Origin of the sequence: Hymenobacter humi, from assembly GCF_042665855.1 — a bacterium.
Lineage (GTDB): Bacteria > Bacteroidota > Bacteroidia > Cytophagales > Hymenobacteraceae > Hymenobacter > Hymenobacter humi.
Map to the genome: position 1 here is coordinate 1,934,639 of NZ_JBHTEK010000001.1, position 16,633 is coordinate 1,951,271.

21 protein-coding genes and 2 pseudogenes are annotated in these 16,633 nt (G+C 61.9%); 21 read left to right on the forward strand and 2 right to left on the reverse strand.

Annotated features, from left to right (window positions below; translation table 11 throughout):
* Positions 1-14: 14 nt before the first annotated feature.
* The 10 genes and pseudogenes from ACFQT0_RS10820 (at position 15) to ACFQT0_RS10865 (ending at position 5,989) form a co-directional block, all read left to right on the forward strand.
* Positions 15-401: an FEKKY domain-containing protein gene (locus tag ACFQT0_RS10820; protein ID WP_380202661.1), complete on the forward strand. Its 387-nt coding sequence runs from the start codon at positions 15-17 to the stop codon at positions 399-401.
* Positions 402-425: 24 nt separating this feature from the next.
* On the forward strand, positions 426-998 hold the full coding sequence (locus tag ACFQT0_RS10825) for an AAA family ATPase (protein ID WP_380202663.1): 573 nt from the start codon (positions 426-428) through the stop codon (positions 996-998).
* A complete protein-coding gene (locus ACFQT0_RS10830) occupies positions 991-1,176 on the forward strand; it encodes a hypothetical protein (protein ID WP_380202665.1) in 186 nt (61 codons plus the stop codon). Before ACFQT0_RS10825 ends, ACFQT0_RS10830 begins: the two co-directional genes overlap by 8 nt.
* 235 nt (positions 1,177-1,411) lie before the next feature.
* Positions 1,412-1,996 carry a hypothetical protein gene (locus ACFQT0_RS10835; RefSeq protein WP_380202667.1) on the forward strand — a complete coding sequence of 195 codons (585 nt, stop codon included), beginning with the start codon at positions 1,412-1,414 and terminating at the stop codon, positions 1,994-1,996.
* Positions 1,997-2,125: 129 nt separating this feature from the next.
* Positions 2,126-2,293 (forward strand): annotated as a pseudogene (locus tag ACFQT0_RS10840) (ATP-binding cassette domain-containing protein); the annotation flags it as partial.
* An 80-nt stretch (positions 2,294-2,373) separates the two neighbouring features.
* Positions 2,374-2,979 carry an ATP-binding cassette domain-containing protein gene (locus ACFQT0_RS10845; RefSeq protein ID WP_380202668.1) on the forward strand — a complete coding sequence of 202 codons (606 nt, stop codon included), beginning with the start codon at positions 2,374-2,376 and terminating at the stop codon, positions 2,977-2,979.
* Complete coding sequence (locus tag ACFQT0_RS10850; RefSeq protein ID WP_380202670.1) at positions 2,963-3,733, forward strand: hypothetical protein; 771 nt, start codon at positions 2,963-2,965, stop codon at positions 3,731-3,733. The genes ACFQT0_RS10845 and ACFQT0_RS10850 overlap by 17 nt, the downstream gene beginning before the upstream one ends.
* Before the next feature lie 14 nt (positions 3,734-3,747).
* Positions 3,748-4,146 (forward strand): GntR family transcriptional regulator, encoded by a 399-nt coding sequence (locus tag ACFQT0_RS10855; protein WP_380202672.1) that lies wholly within the window; start codon positions 3,748-3,750, stop codon positions 4,144-4,146.
* A complete protein-coding gene (locus tag ACFQT0_RS10860; RefSeq protein WP_380202674.1) occupies positions 4,143-4,868 on the forward strand; it encodes a hypothetical protein in 726 nt (241 codons plus the stop codon). Before ACFQT0_RS10855 ends, ACFQT0_RS10860 begins: the two co-directional genes overlap by 4 nt.
* Positions 4,869-5,155: 287 nt before the next feature.
* The gene (locus tag ACFQT0_RS10865; protein WP_380202676.1) at positions 5,156-5,989 is read left to right on the forward strand and encodes a transglutaminase-like domain-containing protein; all 834 of its coding nucleotides are present in this window, start codon (positions 5,156-5,158) and stop codon (positions 5,987-5,989) included.
* A 216-nt stretch (positions 5,990-6,205) separates the two neighbouring features.
* Here the strand turns inward: ACFQT0_RS10865 and ACFQT0_RS10870 are convergent, their stop codons facing one another.
* Both ACFQT0_RS10870 and ACFQT0_RS10875 read right to left on the reverse strand, forming a co-directional pair.
* Complete coding sequence (locus ACFQT0_RS10870; protein WP_380202678.1) at positions 6,206-6,787, reverse strand: redoxin domain-containing protein; 582 nt, start codon at positions 6,785-6,787, stop codon at positions 6,206-6,208.
* Between the two features lie 40 nt (positions 6,788-6,827).
* Complete coding sequence (locus ACFQT0_RS10875) at positions 6,828-7,397, reverse strand: 4'-phosphopantetheinyl transferase family protein (RefSeq protein ID WP_380202680.1); 570 nt, start codon at positions 7,395-7,397, stop codon at positions 6,828-6,830.
* 274 nt (positions 7,398-7,671) lie between these two features.
* Here ACFQT0_RS10875 and ACFQT0_RS10880 point away from each other — a divergent pair, with 274 nt between their 5' ends.
* The 11 genes and pseudogenes from ACFQT0_RS10880 (at position 7,672) to ACFQT0_RS10930 (ending at position 16,628) form a co-directional block, all read left to right on the forward strand.
* Positions 7,672-8,613: a WD40 repeat domain-containing protein gene (locus ACFQT0_RS10880; RefSeq protein ID WP_380202682.1), complete on the forward strand. Its 942-nt coding sequence runs from the start codon at positions 7,672-7,674 to the stop codon at positions 8,611-8,613.
* A 111-nt stretch (positions 8,614-8,724) separates the two neighbouring features.
* Complete coding sequence (locus ACFQT0_RS10885) at positions 8,725-9,123, forward strand: DivIVA domain-containing protein (RefSeq protein ID WP_380202683.1); 399 nt, start codon at positions 8,725-8,727, stop codon at positions 9,121-9,123.
* A 51-nt stretch (positions 9,124-9,174) separates the two neighbouring features.
* Positions 9,175-9,783 (forward strand): hypothetical protein, encoded by a 609-nt coding sequence (locus ACFQT0_RS10890; protein WP_380202685.1) that lies wholly within the window; start codon positions 9,175-9,177, stop codon positions 9,781-9,783.
* A 160-nt stretch (positions 9,784-9,943) separates the two neighbouring features.
* A complete protein-coding gene (folB, locus tag ACFQT0_RS10895; RefSeq protein WP_380202687.1) occupies positions 9,944-10,309 on the forward strand; it encodes a dihydroneopterin aldolase in 366 nt (121 codons plus the stop codon).
* A 189-nt stretch (positions 10,310-10,498) separates the two neighbouring features.
* Entirely contained in the window at positions 10,499-10,924 is a 426-nt protein-coding gene (locus ACFQT0_RS10900; RefSeq protein ID WP_380202689.1) for a BlaI/MecI/CopY family transcriptional regulator, read from the forward strand.
* Positions 10,911-11,462 carry a hypothetical protein gene (locus tag ACFQT0_RS10905; RefSeq protein WP_380202691.1) on the forward strand — a complete coding sequence of 184 codons (552 nt, stop codon included), beginning with the start codon at positions 10,911-10,913 and terminating at the stop codon, positions 11,460-11,462. The genes ACFQT0_RS10900 and ACFQT0_RS10905 overlap by 14 nt, the downstream gene beginning before the upstream one ends.
* Positions 11,463-11,470: 8 nt before the next feature.
* Positions 11,471-12,519, forward strand: a pseudogene (locus ACFQT0_RS10910) (M56 family metallopeptidase).
* Positions 12,520-12,530: 11 nt separating this feature from the next.
* Positions 12,531-13,706: a hypothetical protein gene (locus ACFQT0_RS10915; protein WP_380202693.1), complete on the forward strand. Its 1,176-nt coding sequence runs from the start codon at positions 12,531-12,533 to the stop codon at positions 13,704-13,706.
* Complete coding sequence (locus ACFQT0_RS10920) at positions 13,703-13,870, forward strand: hypothetical protein (RefSeq protein WP_380202695.1); 168 nt, start codon at positions 13,703-13,705, stop codon at positions 13,868-13,870. Before ACFQT0_RS10915 ends, ACFQT0_RS10920 begins: the two co-directional genes overlap by 4 nt.
* Positions 13,871-14,037: 167 nt before the next feature.
* Entirely contained in the window at positions 14,038-14,727 is a 690-nt protein-coding gene (locus ACFQT0_RS10925) for a carbohydrate binding family 9 domain-containing protein (protein ID WP_380202697.1), read from the forward strand.
* Positions 14,700-16,628 (forward strand): DUF5916 domain-containing protein, encoded by a 1,929-nt coding sequence (locus ACFQT0_RS10930; RefSeq protein WP_380202699.1) that lies wholly within the window; start codon positions 14,700-14,702, stop codon positions 16,626-16,628. Before ACFQT0_RS10925 ends, ACFQT0_RS10930 begins: the two co-directional genes overlap by 28 nt.
* The last annotated feature ends 5 nt before the right edge of the window (positions 16,629-16,633 follow it).

Genomic DNA, 16,633 nt, shown 5'->3' on the forward strand with positions numbered 1-16,633 from the left:
TTTGCTTTTGGCTTATGCCTCTGCTGGCGTTTAGTCAAGGCAACCAAGCAGCAGATGTTCGAACAAGCAGTCCTGCCCATACTCAGCTTCTCTTTGTTCCAAGTGCTGATTGCGCAAGGCAAGGAGTTCGATTAGCCGAGGATGACTTGGCGAGAGGTGCTCCAGTTTTGCTTTTGCAAGGTGGCATAAGTCCCGTTGTTTATCCTTCAGATAGTGCTTTCGAACAAAGATTCGGAGTGCAATATTTTGACGAAGGGTGTTCTGCGCCATCCAAGGAATGTATGATGGCATATAACGCCCGCATCTTCCGTTATCTACAGCGCAACTATGCTAAGGCTTGGTGGAAGGACATGAGGAAAGATGTAATTGGGTTCAAAGAGTGGAAGAAGTCAGCTAAATAGTAATTCAGCTCGTCGAATCAATTCATGAAAACCCTCTACCTAATGGCCGGCTGCAACGGGGCGGGCAAAACCACCGCCGCCTTCACCCTGCTGCCCGGCTTGCTGGACTGCCGGGAGTTTGTAAATGCTGACGAAATAGCCCGCGGCCTCTCGCCATTCCAGCCCGAAACCGTGAGCATCCAGGCGGGCCGGCTGATGCTGGCGCGGCTGCACGAATTGCGGGCGGCGGGGGAGACGTTTGCGCTGGAAACCACGCTGGCCACGCGGCATTACTTGCGGTTTATTGCGGAGGCGCGGGCGCAGGGGTATTTCGTTAGCCTGTTATTTTTCTGGCTCAGTTCGGCGGATTTGGCTGTGAGCCGGGTGAAAGAGCGGGTGCGCGAAGGTGGCCACAACATTCCTGAACCAGTTATCAGGCGGCGCTATGCAGGCGGTTTGCAGCAGTTTTTCACGGCGTATTGCACCGCCGTAGATAGTTGGTCGTTTATTGATAACTCGGACGGAGCCGGGCACATAATAGCAACCAATGCCACCGGCGAAACAGTTATAACAAATGAGTCTCTTTGGCAACACCTAACGGCCAGGTACCATGTCTAAAAAAGAACAAGCTGCGCACATCAACCAGCAACTGCAAATTGGTTTAGTAGCGACGTACAACGCCCTGCTGGCGTTCAAAAAATACAAGAACAGCCCGGTTGTCATCGCCCGTGACGGCAAAATCGTGGCCGTGCCGGCCGATGAGATGCCGCTGCCCGCTTCAGTGTCGATGCCGTGATTGAGCCGCTGCAAACCCGCCGCGTAGTATTGGAGGGGATTGCGGCTGCGAATCACGCGCCGATTGAAAAGGCTTATAAAGTGGGCGTCATTCAGGTATGATAAGACTGTTCTTTTTGCTCTCCGCACTGTTGGTGAGTGTATGGGGCTGCCAAGCAAATGACTCGTCAGTTGCTGAGGTAGAAAGGAACAAACTGGCACCGCCTCCGCCGCCCCCACCCCCGGATATAAATGAGGTGCCAGATGCCATCAACAAAACCGAAGAGGCTCAATTTCATGCAGGCTTTGGTCTGGCCCGGGCGTCTGATAAAGTGCCAGGAAAAGGTGTTGCAACGCGCTGCGGGTATAAGTTCAATGCATTTTTCTATGATGAGGACAGCTTAACTGCGGTGCAGTCTGTGGATAGGTTACTGTTCCATTTCTCCAGTTTCAGCGCACCGATGCGCCGCTCTAAGGATGGCAGGCTAGAGCATATGGAGGTAGATAGCGAATGGCAGGAAACCATTTTGTTCCAACTCCCACTCGAAAATCGATTTCGCTACGTTGACAAAGATTTGCTAAAGTTGAAGCTAAGTGCTGTACACAGCGCTTATGGCGCATTAGAGTCAGGCACCGGGCGTTATTTTATTCAAAAAGGTGTGGTAGAAGGTCGGCGCATCAATGATTCGGTTTATGATGTGCGTATTGATGCGCGCTACCTAGCTGTTATGTCAGACACGACTTTTTGGGTGCCGGTGTGGGTAGATGCTCGATTTAAGAGGCAGCGAGGTTTTGATAAGCCCTGGGAATATCAGTGTTCGCTTTTCGAAAAGGGTGAATAAGTGAAAAAGCCGCCTAACCAGCGGTTTTTTCTTGCCCAAAAAATAAATAGTAACAATCATATGCTTTGTCATAAATGCCCGCTATGTTTGTGGTGTACTAGCGCAATGGTACACTAAAACACCAAGCATATGGTTGTCATCGAAAATCTCCGGTTTGGGTATTCCCGCCGGGCGCCGCTCTTTGAGGGGCTCAGCCTGCAGCTGGAGCGCGGGCACATTTATGGCCTGTTGGGCAAGAACGGCGCGGGCAAGTCCACGCTGCTCAAGTGCATGGTGGGGCTGGCGTTTCCGTGGTCGGGCACCTGCACGGTGCACGGGCAGCCGGCAGCTCAGCGCCGCCCCGATGTACTGGCCGATGTCTTTTTCTGCCCGAAGAAGTGCACGTACCGTCCCTCACGGCCGAGCAGTTTGTGGCCAGCACAGCGCCGTTTTACCCGCGCTTCGACCGGGCTCAGGCGGCCGAATACATGCGCGAGCTGGAAGTGCCGGCCCACGCCAAGCTGTCGGCCCAATCGTTTGGGCAGCAGAAGAAGTTCATGATTGCCTTTGCGCTGGCCACCAACACCGGCCTGCTGGTGCTCGACGAGCCCACCAACGGCCTCGACATTCCGTCGAAAGCGCAGTTCCGCAAAATCGTGGCTTCGGCCCTGGGCGACGAGCGCTGCGTGATAATCTCGACCCACCAGGTCCGCGACCTCGACGCGCTGATTGACACCGTGGTGGTGGTGCACGACCGCCGCATTGTGCTCAACCACAGCATCGACGACCTCACCGAGCGGCTGCGTTTCGGCGCTGCCCGCCCCGACGAGGCCCAACTGCCGCTCTACGCCGAAGCCTCCGTGCGCGGGCAGCAGGGCATTTGGCCCAACCCCGACGGGCGCCCGAGCCGGGTCGATTTGGAACTCCTTTTCAATGCCCTGGTCAGCAACAACACCGCTTTATCCACACATTTAGCCCAACCTGCTCATGAACCAGCATTTTAATCTTTCCCGCTTCGGGCGCCTGCTGCGCAAGCACACCGCCGAGCACCTGCGCAGCTACCTGATGAGCACGGCCGTGCTGGCGGGCGGGCTGATAGTTGTGCTGTGCGGGCTCACGTACATCACCCACCGGCCGCTGAATATTCAGGTGCAGACGGTGTTGTACATGTTCTTATTGTTGGCCGCTGGGGCCGTGTTCACGTCCTCGGCGTTTGCGGCTTTGGGCAACCCCCGCCAGGCTGCCCCGGCCCTGATGCTGCCGGCCTCGCACCTGGAAAAGTATTTGGTGGTTTGGCTGTACACGGTGCCCGTGTTTCTGGTGGTTTTCACGGCTGCGTTTCTGGCGGTGGATGCCCTGGCCCTGCAGCTGCTCGATGGGAAACAAGGTGAGCTGCTCGATTTCACCAAAGACCTGAGCTTGCCCCTGAAAGCGTTGCTCAGCTACTTGCTGATACACGCAGTGGCGCTGTGGAGCGCGCTGTATTTTAACCGATTGCACGCTGTGAAAATGGCTTTTGCGCTGTTTGGGGTGGCGGGCTTGGTGGTCGTAATTAATTACCAGGTGCTGAAGCGGCTGATTCCGGCAGACCTGAGTCCCACGCTGCCCTTCAGCAGCGTTTCGTTCGGTGCGGGGCAGCAATGGTTTCGCATGGAATTGCCAGAAAGCCAGGAGGCGCTGCTGCCGCTCTTGCCGCTGGCGCTGGCCGTGCTGCTGTGCCTGGGCGCCTACTCGCGCCTGACCGAGAAACAATTATAAGCGGGCCTATCCTTATGGAATTCAACGAAAACGAAGCCATTTACCTGCAGATTGCCGGGTACGTGAGCGAGCACATCCTGCGGGGCCAATGGCCGCCCGATGATAAGATTCCGTCGGTGCGCGAGCTGGCCGGCGACCTGCAAGTCAACCCCAACACGGTGATGCGCACCTACGAGCACCTGCAGGGCCAGCAGGTGATTTACAACAAGCGCGGCATCGGCTTCTTTGTGGCGCCCGATGGGGCCCGACGTGTGCAGGAGCAGCGCAAAGCCCGCTTTCTGCAGCAGGAGCTGCCGGCATTTTTCCGCACCATTCGGCTGCTGGGTGTGGGCCTGCCCGAAATCGAGCAACGCTACGCCCTGTTTCTGGCCGAACATTCCGAATCCGAACCTGCTACCCTTGCTCAATCATGAAAAACAGCCTCAAATTTCTGACCGCTGCCGGCCTGCTGCTGCTCGGGTCCCTCACCGCCTACAACGCCGCCCTAAGCAGCGAATACCGCCTGGGCGCCTACAAAAACCCGCTTCACAACTACACCCTGCTGCCGCAGCGCGATTTCAGCACGGTGCACCTGCCCGCCGCGGGCATGATGCAGGTGCGAGTGGAGGCCGGGCCCTTCGGCGTGTATGTCAACAAACGCGCGGCCGACTATGTGCGGGTGAGCCAACAAGGTGCCCAACTGACCGTGGCGCTGAATTTTCCCAAAGAGAAGGAGTACCTGGGCCCCGGCGACGCGGTGCTGATTCGCTGTCCCCGGCTCACGGACCTCACGGCCGGCTCTACCTACACCCTGGCTGGGCGCACCATCCGGCCGCGGCGGCTGACTTACTCCAGCACTACCACCTTGCAGGGATTTGCCCAGGACAGCCTGCGCCTAGTGCAAGACGACGCGGCCCAAGTCGCACTGGCTCACAACCGCCTGGGCAACCTGCAGGCCGTGGTGGGCCAAAACCCTGGGAGCACGGCTCAACTCGAGGTGAATCCCACCAATGTTTTGCGCTCCGCATCCATTCGGGTAGACAAGCAAGGCCGGTTTGTGGGGGAGAACGTGGCGCTGCCGGCGGTGCGCTGGCAGCTGGGCGACAGCGCCCGGGTTGAGCTATCAGGCGCCGCGCTGAAGGGCGTGGTGCGCTAGGCTTAGGCCAGTGCCTGCCTGAGCTGGCCAAGCGGGAAAATCACCAAGGCAAAAGGTCCGGCAAATTCTGCCGGGCCTTTTTGTTGAGCCGGCCGGCCGCTGAGCGCCACGATGAAAGCTGCATTTGCCGACGCAAGGTGGAGCGTAGGCTGCAGAAAGGTTGAGCTGAACGGCCGCACGAGCCCGCCCAAACGAACTTGTTTCGGGAGTCGGAGCGTTGAAAAAAGGGCCGAAGTGTCCCAAAACCGCGCCCGGACGTAAATTTGTCGGGACGTTCTACCTGCGTAATGACGAACAAAGAAATCAAAGCCCTTATCTCGCTGCTGGACGACCCGGAAGTGGCGCCGCAAATCCAGGACAAAATCCAGAACCTGGGCGAAAGCATCATTCCCTTTCTGGAAGAGTCGTGGGAGGAAACCCTGGACGGGCAGCAGCAGCAGCGGCTGGAGGATTTAATTCACCACCTGCAGTTTGAGGGCTTGCAGCAGCGCCTGCGCGTGTGGCGCGAAGCCGGCGCCACCGACCTGCTCGAAGGCATGTGGCTGCTGAATACCTACCAATACCCCGATGCCGACCTGCAGGCCCTGAACCGCGCCATCGAGCAGCTCCGCTTCGAAGCCTGGACGGCGCTGCGCCCCGAAATGCACCCCGCCGACCAAGTCCAGACCCTGAACTACATCATGTTCCGGGTGCACAAGTTCGCGGCCAACACCCAGCACTTCCACTCGCCGGCCAACTCCATGCTGCAGCGCGTGATTGAAACCAAGCGCGGCAACCCGCTCACGCTCTGCGTGATTTACCTGCTGGTGGCCCAGCGGCTCCATTTGCCAGTGTTCGGCGTGAACCTGCCCAATTTGTTCGTGCTCACCTTCCGCCCCGAGCTGCCTGGCGCCGAGCCATTCTACATCAACTGCTACAACCGCGGCCTCGTGCTCTCGCGCACCGACATCGAGCACTACGTCAGCCAGCTCAATATTTCGTCGAACCCGATGTTCTTCGAGCCGTGCACGAACCTGGACATCGTGCGCCGCGCCCTGCGCAACCTGCAAATGAGCTTCGAGAAGCTACAGGAGCCCATGAAAGCCGCCGAAGTAGCGGTGCTGCTGAGTATTCTGGAGTAGCGGAGCGGCGGGCGTGAACCTGCCCGTTAAACCTCACGTGACCCCTACGGGGCGGGCCCCTCTCCAAAAGAGAGGGGAGCCACGGCACAGGCTTCAGCTCAATTTTAAAGCAAAAGGCCCGGCTCAATAGTGAGCCGGGCCTTTTGCTATGTTATGTAATAAATTCACGTCAGGCTCCCCTCTCTTTTGGAGAGGGGCCGGGGGTGAGGTTAGTCCTTACCGCTTAATCAAGCACCCGGCGGCGCGCTTGTCGGCTACCCCTCCAGGGCGGCCGGCCAGCACATTGTCGAGCACCTGCTGCAGGTAGTGCTGCTGCACGCTGCCGGCTACCTGGGGGTTGTCGTCGATGGCGCCGCGGTAGCGGATGGCGAAGCCGCCCGCGCTGGGCTGCAGCACCACGGCTTCGGCGGTTTTGCTCACGCCGAGCAGCACGCTCACCTGCTGGCTGGCATCGGTGAGGGTGGGCAGCTCAACTTCGCCGGGGGCGGCGGTGCCGGGGGCGTCGAGGTTGATGGGCACGTTGATGAACAGGAACTCCACGCCCTTGGCGCGGTAGCTGTTGCTGAGCGAAGCCAACCGCTCCTGGTACAGGCGCGAGAAGGCGCAGGCAGGGTTCAGAAACACCACCACCACGGCCTTGTTGCCGGCGTAGCTTTTGAGGGCCACATCGGCGTTGGCGGCGGTTTTGAGGGTAAAGTCGGCGATGTTGTTGCCGGTTTGGGCACGGGCCACGCCCACGGCCAGCGTCACCGACAGCAGGGCCACGGCGGCAAGAATAGAAATTCGGCGAAAGGACATGGCGGGAAGGTAAGGCATAGAAGAAGGAGAGCGCCGGCTGCTACGAAGAAGATTCGTGGGAATACGTGAGCACGTAGCCGGCCGACGGCTGAGAATAGCAAATGCAGTGCCGGGTCTCGGCGCCGTCGAGTATCAACGTAGCGGGGATTTCGCCGGATTCTGCGGGCGCGAACGAACTGAGCAACAGTTGGGTCTTAAAAATAATGCCGCGCTGGGCCGCCAGCTTATAAAGTGTCTCCTTGGCGCTCCACAGCCGGGTGTAGTGCGCGGTAGCCAATTCGGAGTTCTGCTGCATCACAGCTTGGGCCTGTTCCCATTCGGCGGGACTCAGAAACTTGCTGGCCAGTCGCTGGGCTTTGTCGCGTATCATTTCCACGTCGACGCCGGCCCGGGCGCCATGCGCCAGCACAGCCGCCACCCACAGCCCGGAGTGCGACAGGGAAAGGGTAAGCTGATGCGGAGAAGCGCCATCCAGCCACGGGCGGCCGGTGGCATCGTTCTGCACCACCAGCTCCGCCGGTTGAGCTGGCATTTCTCCCAATAGCGCGTGGGTAAGCACCCGGCCGGCCAGCCACTGGGCCTGGCGGGTGGCATCGGCCGTGGCGGGCACCAGGGCCCGATAGGCTTCGGCCTGGGGCAGGTTGAGCCACAGGCTCGGCGGGCGTTTCGGTGAGCTGCCACAGGCCCAGCACGGCAGTAGGGGAGAGGTGCTGGAGGGAATGAAGCGGCATTTTTTAGTGATTAATGAATAATGGTTAACGGTTATTGGACGTTGGTGCAAACATGCATAGGTGGCTGCTTTGCGTGCGAAAAGGCCTTGTCGGATTGCATAAAGCCATTCACAACTAACCGCTAATCACTAACCATTAATCACGAAGCTACCTTTGCGCCGCTTGTATGTCCGAAATTTTTCGTCCCCCGTCACTAAAATCGCCACCCTGGCCGGCCACCGCGACGCGGTATACGCGCTGACGGGCGGCTCGGACGCCACCATTTATTCCGGCAGCGCCGACGGTATGGTGGTGGGCTGGGATGCGGCCGACCCCGCCCGCGATGGCGTGCTGCTGGCCCGCGTCCAAAACTCGGTGTATGCCCTGCGCCACCTGCCGGCGCTGAACCTGCTGGTGCTGGGGCACAATTTCCAGGGCATTCAGGCCATCGATTTAGCTCAACGGCAGCTGGCCCACGCCACGGCCCTGCCCCCGGTGGCCATCTTCGAAATGGTGGTTTCCGAAAGCCGCCAGCAGCTGTATGTGGCCTTGGGCGACGGCACGCTGGCCGTGCTCGGCCTGCCCGATTTCCGGCTGCTCAAGCTCCTGCGCCTCGCTGACAAAAGCCTGCGCACCCTGGCCCTGCACGAAGGGCGCGGCGAGCTGGCCGTGGGTAGCTCCGACACCCTCACGCGCATCCTGGACCTGGATTCGCTAGAAACGAAGTACACGCTGGGCGAAAGCACGAATTCCGTCTTCTCGGTCGTCTATTCGCCCGACGGGGCCCAATTATTCACGGCCGGGCGCGATGCCCAGATTCGCACCTGGGACGTGGCCGCGGGCTACCGGTTGGCCACCGTTGTGCCGGCGCATATGTACACCATCAACCACCTGGCTTTTAGCCCCGATGGCCGCTACGTGGCTTCCTGCAGCCTCGATAAGAGCATCAAGCTCTGGGATGCGGCCACCATGACCCTGCTGCGCGTACTCGACCGTACACGCTCGGCCGGGCACGGCACTTCGGTGAACCGGTTGGTTTGGCCGGGCGCCGAAAACCGGCTAGTTTCGTGTAGCGACGACCGCAGCCTGGCGGTATGGGAGGTTTCTGGTGGCTAGTTCCTGGGTTCTTGTTGGGCAATTGCTGGTTTTTGTCGTTAAAATCCACTTTGGCAAGCCCACAAAAAACAGTAGCCAGAAACGAGCAACCAGCAACAAGAAATTAGAAACATGAAAATTACCGCCCTCGATATCCGCCAGAAAACGTTTGAAAAATCCTTCCGCGGGGTTGATAAAGACGAGGTGCAGGCATTCCTGAACACGATTTCGCAGCAGTGGGAGCGGCTGGGCGACGAAAACCGCGAGCTGCGCCTCAAGCTCGAGCACGCCCAGCAGGATGTGCAGAAGATGCGCGAAGTAGAAAGCAGCCTGTACCGGACCCTGAAAACGGCCGAAGACACCGGCAACAACATCACCGAGCAGGCGCAGCGCGACGCCGCCCTGCGCGTGCGCGAAGCCCAGCGCAAGCCGAGCAGGCGCTGGGCGAGGCCCGCCAGCGCGCCCGCTCCGTGGTGGACGAGGCCTACCAGCAGGCCGAGAAAACCGTGGCCGACATGCAGCGCGAAGTAACCGGCCTGGGCCAGGAGTGCCAGCGCCTCGAGCAGCAGGCTCGACGGCCTCGTGCGCGACCTGCACCACCTGGCCAGCGATGCCCTCGACAAAGTAGAGAAAGCCCGCAACCGGCCCAAGGGCACCACGGCGGCCATCCTTTCGCGTGCGGCCCGCGTACAGGTAGAGCGCCCGAAGGAATCGGCCGCCGAACCCACCCCCGAGCCCACTCCCGCCATGCAGGTTTCCACTACTTCTACCTCTTCGGCTGCCGCCGTGGCCGCTGCTGCGCCAGCCGCCTTTGAGGCCCCGCGCCCGGTTTCGCAGCCGGCCGACCGCCCCGCCCAGCCCGAGCCCCGGGCCGAAAGCAGCCAGCCGCAAGGCTACAACCCCAAGCCGGGCCAGCAGCCCGACCCCAGCCGGGCTCCCCATCCCGATATTGAGCGGCCCGGCGCGCCGGCCGAAAACCCCGGCATTTCGCCCGCGCCCCACATCGACCCGCCCGCGCCTTCGCAGGTGCCTCACCCCGGTGCGCCCCGCGTCGACCCCACCGAACCCGAGATTCGCCCCATTGGCCCCGACCGTCCCGAAATCACCCAGCCCAATCCGCCCATGCACCCGGGCATGGAGAAGGCGGCCGTGGCCGCAGCGCTGCCCCCGCTCCGGCAGAAGCCGCGGTAGCGGAGAAGTCGTTTTTTGACGAAATCTAGCCTCTGTTTTTAGCAGATTCCTGGGAAAGCCTACCGCATTGGTAGGCTTTCTTTTTTATGACACCACCTTTGCCCCGGCTAATGCGCAAGCATCCGCCAGCACATTTCACATCAGCATCTCACCAAGCAGCATGGGCCAAATCGCACTCGAAGGACTGGAGTTTTTTGCCTTCCACGGCTATTATGACGAGGAGCAGAAAATCGGCAACAAGTACGGCGTGGACCTGTACATCAAAACCGACCTGCTGGCGGCCGGCGAATCGGACAAGCTGCAGCAGACGGTGAACTACGAGGTGCTCTACCGCCTCGTGGCCGAAGAAATGCGGGCCCCCGCGCGGCTCTTGGAGCACGTGGCCCACCGCGTGCTCGACCGCATTATGGCCGAACTGCCCGGCGTGCGGAAGGTGCGCATCAACGTGAGCAAGTTCAACCCGCCGCTGGGGGGCATCTGCCACCGCGCCCGCGTTACGCTGGCCCGCCGGCGCATTCTGGAATAGGCGGGGCGGGGCCGCGTAGCCGAAAGCAAAATTAGGCTATAAATTACTTCCCTGAAAAACAATGGGTTGTCCACATTTTGAGGCTTAATACGAATTGATTCGTAGGCGCGCCTTGCAACTACGAACTATTTCGTAACATCTTTGCTTTATACTACGAAATAATTCGTACTACTCTCACGTCTCCCCAGCATGAGCAAAGCACCGCCCCCCAAACCTACGGACTCCGAATTGGAAATCCTACACGTGCTCTGGCAGCACGGGCCCGCCACGGTGCGGGCCATAAATGACAACCTGAGCCAGCGCCGGCAAGCCGAAGTGGGCTACACCACCACGCTCAAGATTTTGCAGCTAATGCTGGAAAAGGGCCTGGTGCGGCGCGACGACGCCGACCGCAGCCACGTGTACCGGGCCGCGGTGCGCGAGCAGGAAACCCAGGGCCTGCTCCTCGACAAGTTCGTGGACGCCACCTTCGGCGGCTCGGCCCTGAAGCTGGTGATGCAGGCCCTGGGCAGCCGCCAGACCTCGGCCGACGAGCTAGCGCAAATCCGGCGCCTGCTCAACGACATTGAAATCCAAAACTCCACCTCTAATTCCGACGACGATGAACGCGCTTGAGAATTTTGTGTCGCCCGCGCTCATGCGGGCCCTGGGCTGGACGCTGCTGCACTCGCTGTGGCAGGGGGCGCTGGTGGCGGCGGTATTGGCGGGGGCGTTGTTGCTGCTGCGCCGGCAGCGCGCCGAAGTACGCTACGTGGCTTCGGCCGGCGCTTTGGGCGTGGTGGTGGCGCTGGCTGGCATCACGTTCGGACTGTATTTTAATGCCGGGCCTAAGCAGCAAAATTTGCTGACGCCGGGCGCTGTGAAATCGAGCATGGTTTCGCCTGCTAAGCCAAAAGCCAAGCCCACGACGGTGGCCCGCCCGATTCGGTTGGCGCAGGCTGGGGCCGTAAAAATCCGCGCAGCACGGTCAGCCGCGTCCGGTTTTCAGCTCAACTGGCGCCGGTGGGCCAGCCGGGCTTGCTGCGCCCGGGTTCCTGGGCCGGCAGCGAGGCTCCGAGCGACGCTTCCAACTGGCTTGTGGCGGGGCTCCGCTATTTCGACCAGCACCTGCCGCTGCTGGTGGTGGGCTGGCTGCTGGGCCTGCTGGCCATGAGCCTGCGCATGCTGGGCGGCCTGCTGTACGTGCAGCGGCTGCGTCGCTACCGCGTGCGGCCCCTGAGTGCCGCCTGGCAAGCCCGGTTTGCGGCGCTGGCCGAACGCAGCGGCGTGCGCCGCCCGGTGGCCCTACTGGAATCGGCCCTGGTGCAGGTGCCGCTGGTGGTGGGCCACCTGCGCCCCGTGATTCTGCTGCCCCTGGGCGTGGTAGCGGGGCTTTCGCCAGCTAGCCTGGAGGCCATTCTGGCCCACGAGCGGCCCACGTGCTGCGCCGCGACTACCTCGTGAATCTGCTTCAAACCGTGGCCGAAGTGCTGTTCTTCTACCATCCGGCCGTGTGGTTTGTGGCCAACTGCGTGCGCACCGAGCGCGAAAACTGCTGCGACGACACGGCCACGGCCCTGTGCGGCGGTGATTCGCTGCAGCTGGCCCGCGCCCTCACCGCCCTGGCCGAGTGGAGCCAAAGCGCCGTGGTGCCCGCCACGCCGCGTCTGGCCCTGGCCGCCATTGGCAAGCGGGGAGCCTTATTGAGCCGCGTGCGCCGCTTGGTGCAGCACCGCCCGGCCGCTCCCACCCTGGCCGAAGGCATCATGGCGGGCGCGCTGGTACTGGGTGGCCTGGGGCTGCTGGGCAGCAGCGTGGCGCTCGCCGGACCCTTAACAAAGCCCACGCTGACGCCCGCCAGGCCGGCGGCGTTTGACTGGAAGGTAGGGGCCGCGCCAGCCGCGCCCCGAGCCAGTGGCGCAGGGGATACCATCAAGTTCATGCCCGGGTTGGGTACGGCACCGAGCCTGCTGCACGTAGCCGTCAACGGTACGACGCTGGAAGGCGACGCGCACCAGTTCCTTATTGCGCCGGACGAGTTTGGCGTAAACCGGCTGATGCTGGAGCAGGACACTACGCCGCGGGACCGGGCCAGCCGGCGCCGCGCCGAGCGGGAGCGTAGCCGTCGCCGCGTCGTCATCAGCGAAAGGGATGACCGACTGGCGCCGGCTGCTTTCCGCCGCGGAAATCCCGGCACGGTGGTCATCACCAAGGACAAAAAGGGCGCCTGACCGACCTCGTAGTGGACGGCCAGCGCGTGGAAACCGACAGCAAAGCCGGCAAGCGCAAGATTAAAATCAAGGACAAAAAGGGCGGCAATATCGACGAGCGGCAGGTGGAAGTCATTCGCGTGGTGCCGGGTAGCTCGCCGGATGCGCGCAGCTTTGTGTACCGCAGCGACGGCGGCAACGGGCGGTTTGAGCGGCAGGGACCCGGCAACTTCCGGTACCGCACCCTTCCGCAGGGCGAGCAGCACATTTACGAGCAGCGCATTTATCGGGACGCGACGCCCCGGCTCAACCGCCTGGAAGAGCTGCGCGACGGCAACCGCACTTTCCGGGTGCTCACGCCCGGCCTCCAAACCCTGAGCAGCGACCTGCGCGCCAACCGTGAGGCCCTGCGTACCGCCGAAAGCGCCCTGCGCAGAGCCAGCGCGGCCAAAAACCTGAGTGCCGAAGAACGCAGGGGCATTAGCAAGGGCCTGGAAGAAGTGCGGGCCCAGGCGAAGGCGACCGAACAAAATGCGGGGTCTTCCCGGGTGCTGCGCCTCAACGGTGACGAATTGCAGACGCTGGATATGGCCAACGGTGAAAACCTTCGGGCCCTGCGCCTGCGCCAGGAAGGCGACCAGGACCGGCAGGAAGTGGTGGTGCGTGAAGAGCGCCGCGAGCAATTGCGGCAGCGTATCCGCGAATCGGAGCGCGAGCTGCGCGACATCGACCGCAGCCGGACCGAGCGCACCCGCGCCAACGAGGATGCCGTCGTGACCGAACTCATGAAGGATGGCCTGATTAAAGACCAGAATAATTTTCAGTTCAAGCTCACGGGCCGGAGCCTGGTAGTGGACGGCAAAGAGCAGCCCAAAAAGGTGCTCGAGAAGTACCTGAAGCTCTACGAAACCAACACCGGCCGCAAGATGAGCGCCACCGGGTCGTGGATGATGGGCCGCAACGGCGACATCCGAACCAACGACGTAACCGCACCGCAGCCTCCCCAAGCGCCGGGCACCCCGCGTGCGCCCAAAGCTCCGCGTGCGCCCAAAGCGCCTCGTGGGGCCACCGGCCTGCTGGCCCCGCCGCCCCCGCCTGCCGCGCCCACGCCTCCCCGGCCTTTGACGCGCCCGCTCCGCCGCGGCCTCCCAAGGCCCCCAGTACAGACACGAAAGCGCTGCGCGACGAGCTGCGCAAGGACGGCGTGATTGGGCCCAACGACCAGAGCTTTCAAATGCAGCTCAACGACGCGGGCCTGACGGTGAACGGCAAGCGCCAGCCGGACGAGCTGTCCGCCAAGTACCGCAAGCTGATGAACCCCGACGGCAAAGCGGGCCAGAACTATAACCTGAACATTTCATTCACGGAATAGACTGGCTGGCAGCTGAGCGGCAAAAGGCCGGCCCTCCTCAGGAAGGCCGGCCTTTTGCGTTTTCTGAAAATTTATTTATGCTGGAATTAGCCTGCCGGACGCAACTTCCGGACCTTTGCACCCATCTATGGCCCAATTAAAAGGCTATGGTTTTTAGGGTGAGGTACATGCTGCGTTTTTTACTGATTTGTGGGTTTGGTTTGTTTGGTAATCTGGCGTTTGGCCAGGGCGCGCAGCCCGTTGCGGCCCCAGCGGCCGCTCCCGCCCCCAAGCTTGCCCCCAAACGCCAGCTCCAGGCTCTGCGCATCAGCACCCCGCCCAAGCTCGACGGCCTGCTCGACGACGAGGTGTGGCAGAAGGCCCCGCTGGCCGGCCAGTTTACGGAGCTGGAACCCACGCCCGGCCGCGCCGAAAAGCATCCCACCGAAGTGCGCGTGCTCTACGACGACGACGCCATCTATGTGGGCGCCCGCATGTACGACGTGTCGCAGGACTCCATCCTGCGCGAATTGAGCCAGCGCGACGACATCGGCAACTCCGATTGGTTTGGGGTGTGGTTTGATACCTACCACGACCAAATCAACGGCTACGGCTTCCTGGTGACCTCGGGCGGGGTGCAGGTCGATTCGCGCTACTCGCCGGCCAGCGGCGAAGACGCCCGCTGGAACGCCGTGTGGGACTCGCGCACCAGCCTGCAAGGCAACGACTGGGTGGCCGAAATCCGCATTCCGTACTCGGCCATTCGCTTCAGCGCGGCGCCCGAGCAGCTCTGGGGGCTCAACTTTGGCCGGCAGCGGCGCAGCACCCGCCAGAAGTTTTCTGGAACCCCGTGCTGCCCCAGGCATCGGGCTTTGTGAACCAGTGGGGCGAGCTCACGGGCCTGCGGGGCGTGAAGCCGCCGCTGCGCCTCTCGCTCACGCCCTACGTGTCGAGCTACGTCAACCACTACCCCTTCAACGAGCAGGGCAAGCAAAACACCAGCACCAGTTTCAACGGCGGGGCCGACGTGAAGTGGGGCATCAACGAAAGCTTCACGCTCGACGCCACGCTGGTGCCCGACTTTGGGCAGGTGCAGAGCGACAACCAGGTGCTCAACCTCTCGCCCTTTGAAGTGCAGTACAACGAAAACCGGGGCTTTTTCACCGAAGGCACCGAGCTCTTTAACAAGGGCGGCCTTTTCTACTCCCGGCGGGTGGGCGCCACGCCCATCGGCTTCGGCACCGTGACGAGCCAGGCGCGGCCGGGCACCACCGACGGCGACGGCCGCCACCCCGGCGAGTTTGTGGCCGAAAACCCGGGCATCACCCGCTTGCTGAACGCCACCAAGGTATCGGGGCGCACGAGCAAGGGCCTGGGCATCGGCGTATTCAACGCCCTGAGCAACGACGTGTACGCCACGGTGCAGGACAGCGCCACCGGCGCGCGTCGGCAGGTGCTCACCCAGCCCTTTTCGAACTACAACATCGTGGTGCTGGACCAGAGTTTGAAGAACAACTCCTACGTCTCGCTCATCAATACCAACGTGACGCGCGCCGGCTCAACCTACGACGCCAACGTGACCGGCGGCCTGTTTCGCCTCGCCAACGCCCGAAACTCCTACGCCCTGAGCGGCCGCGTGGTGTACTCCAACCGCCGCGGCAAAGCCTTTGGCTCTGAGCAGGAAATCACCGACCGCGACGGGTATAAGTACTACCTGAGCTACGGCAAAATCAGCGGCAACTTCACCTGGAGCGTCGACCACGGCATCGAGTCCAGCACTTACAACCCCAACGACCTGGGCATCCTGTTCAACAACAACAACATCTCGCAGTCGGTAAACGCGAACTACAACATCTACAAGCCGTTCTGGAAGGTAAACAACCTGCGGACCTACGGAAGCATCAGCTACTCGCTGCTGCAAATGCCCACCCGCTACCAGGACGTGGGCCTGTACCTCGGCGGCAACACCACGTTCACCAAGAACTTTCTGACCACCGGCGTCAACCTGTCGTTCATTCCCGTTACCCACGACTTCTTCGACCCGCGCCGCTTCCCGCTCGGCAAGTACTACGTGCGCAAGCCGGCCAATACTGGCCTGAGCGGCTTCGTTTCCTCCGACTACCGCAAGAAATTTGCCTACGACATCAGCGGCGGCGTGCGCCTGTTTGCACCCGACGGTGCCCGCACCGGCCGCACCTCCATGTCCCTCACCCTGAGCCCGCGCTACCGGGCCAGCAACCAGCTCAGCTTTGTGTACGCGCTGAGCGCAGAGCGCAATCGCAACCAGATTGGCTATGCCGGCGGCCTCAACGGCAGCCAGCCCCTCGATGCCCCGCTGCAAAGCGCCTTCGGCCAGGACGTGCTGCTGGGCCGCCGCCACGTCACCACCATCACCAACACGGCCACGGCTATCTACACCTTCACCAACCGCATGTCGTTCAACATCCGGGTGCGGCACTACGTGAGCAACGTGCACTACCGCGACTTCTCGCGCCTGCACCCCGATGGCCTCGAAACGCCCGTGGACTACCAGCGCAACCGCGACAACACCTTCAACGCCTTCAACGTGGACGCCGTGTATTCGTGGTGGTTTGCGCCCGGCTCGCAGGTGAGCGTGGTGTGGAAAAACGCCAGCGCCTCCTACTTCGAAGCCAACGCCGCCACGCCCCTCTACTTCGAAAACCTGAGCAATACCATCAACACCCCGCACAACAACTCGGTGTCGGTGAAGGTGCTGTATTACCTCGACTACCTGGCCCTGCGGCCCCGGCGCGGCTAGCTCAA

Bases quoted from the DNA above. Each gene is read 5' to 3' on its own strand.
- ACFQT0_RS10860 (WP_380202674.1), top strand. From the start codon at position 4,143: ATGAAAAACAGCCTCAAATTTCTGACCGCTGCCGGCCTGCTGCTGCTC.
- ACFQT0_RS10830 (WP_380202665.1), top strand. From the start codon at position 991: ATGTCTAAAAAAGAACAAGCTGCGCACATCAACCAGCAACTGCAAATT.
- ACFQT0_RS10820 (WP_380202661.1), top strand. From the start codon at position 15: ATGCCTCTGCTGGCGTTTAGTCAAGGCAACCAAGCAGCAGATGTTCGA.
- ACFQT0_RS10850 (WP_380202670.1), top strand. From the start codon at position 2,963: ATGAACCAGCATTTTAATCTTTCCCGCTTCGGGCGCCTGCTGCGCAAG.
- ACFQT0_RS10925 (WP_380202697.1), top strand. From the start codon at position 14,038: ATGCTGCGTTTTTTACTGATTTGTGGGTTTGGTTTGTTTGGTAATCTG.
- ACFQT0_RS10900 (WP_380202689.1), top strand. From the start codon at position 10,499: ATGAGCAAAGCACCGCCCCCCAAACCTACGGACTCCGAATTGGAAATC.
- folB (WP_380202687.1), top strand. From the start codon at position 9,944: ATGGGCCAAATCGCACTCGAAGGACTGGAGTTTTTTGCCTTCCACGGC.
- ACFQT0_RS10825 (WP_380202663.1), top strand. From the start codon at position 426: ATGAAAACCCTCTACCTAATGGCCGGCTGCAACGGGGCGGGCAAAACC.
- ACFQT0_RS10870 (WP_380202678.1), bottom strand. From the start codon at position 6,787: ATGTCCTTTCGCCGAATTTCTATTCTTGCCGCCGTGGCCCTGCTGTCG.
- ACFQT0_RS10855 (WP_380202672.1), top strand. From the start codon at position 3,748: ATGGAATTCAACGAAAACGAAGCCATTTACCTGCAGATTGCCGGGTAC.
- ACFQT0_RS10865 (WP_380202676.1), top strand. From the start codon at position 5,156: ATGACGAACAAAGAAATCAAAGCCCTTATCTCGCTGCTGGACGACCCG.
- ACFQT0_RS10885 (WP_380202683.1), top strand. From the start codon at position 8,725: ATGAAAATTACCGCCCTCGATATCCGCCAGAAAACGTTTGAAAAATCC.
- ACFQT0_RS10905 (WP_380202691.1), top strand. From the start codon at position 10,911: ATGAACGCGCTTGAGAATTTTGTGTCGCCCGCGCTCATGCGGGCCCTG.